The organism is Intrasporangium mesophilum (assembly GCF_054783095.1).
This window is the reverse complement of record NZ_BAAGRF010000035.1, coordinates 1-549: the sequence shown is the minus strand read 5'-3', so window position 1 is coordinate 549 and position 549 is coordinate 1. Positions and strand designations below refer to the sequence as shown.

Below are 549 nucleotides of genomic sequence, written 5' to 3'. Positions count from 1 at the left end.
GTCACCGACGTGGCGGTGCCCGCGATCGCCTTGACCGTGCGGGCCGGGGTGTACGCCCCGGCCGCGGTCGTGGTCGGCACGGCGTACAGCCGGTAGTACCAGGTGCCCACCGCGGGCACCGTGTAGCCGATGGTGGCCTTGCCGGTGCTGGCCGTGGTCGTGCTCGACAGCGTGGTCCAGGTCGTCGAGGTCGACGGGCGGCGCTGCAGCTGCACGCTGCGGGTCACGGTCGTGGTGCCGGTCTTGACCGTGATCGCGTTGCTGACCGGGAACCCGACCGCCGCGGTCAGCACCGTGGTCGACCATCCGGTCACCGTCGTCGCGGCAAGCGACTGAGCCGGTCCAACATTCAGACCCACCATGCTGACGGCCGCCACCACGAACACCGCGATCAACCGTCGCGAGGTCGGCACCGCCCTTTCCACCCTTTGCTGCGAACCCTTCAGCCGCGGGATCCCGGGCAAAAGACGCGTGACACTCATCAGCGAACCACCCCTGCCAGGCGCGACCCCGGTCGCGACTTCATCCGTCGATGAACCGAAATCTACG

General features: G+C 69.0%; 2 protein-coding genes. One reads left to right on the top strand and one right to left on the bottom strand.

The genetic code is table 11. From position 1 onward, the window contains the following. Positions 1-362: hypothetical protein (locus tag ACYVLP_RS23445; protein ID WP_460629702.1), on the bottom strand; the 362-nt coding region annotated here is incomplete at its 3' end. Here ACYVLP_RS23445 and ACYVLP_RS23440 point away from each other — a divergent pair. Then, on the top strand, positions 361-549 hold a 189-nt coding region (locus ACYVLP_RS23440), incomplete at its 3' end, for a hypothetical protein (RefSeq protein WP_460629701.1). The two genes, ACYVLP_RS23445 and ACYVLP_RS23440, sit on opposite strands and share 2 nt — an antisense overlap.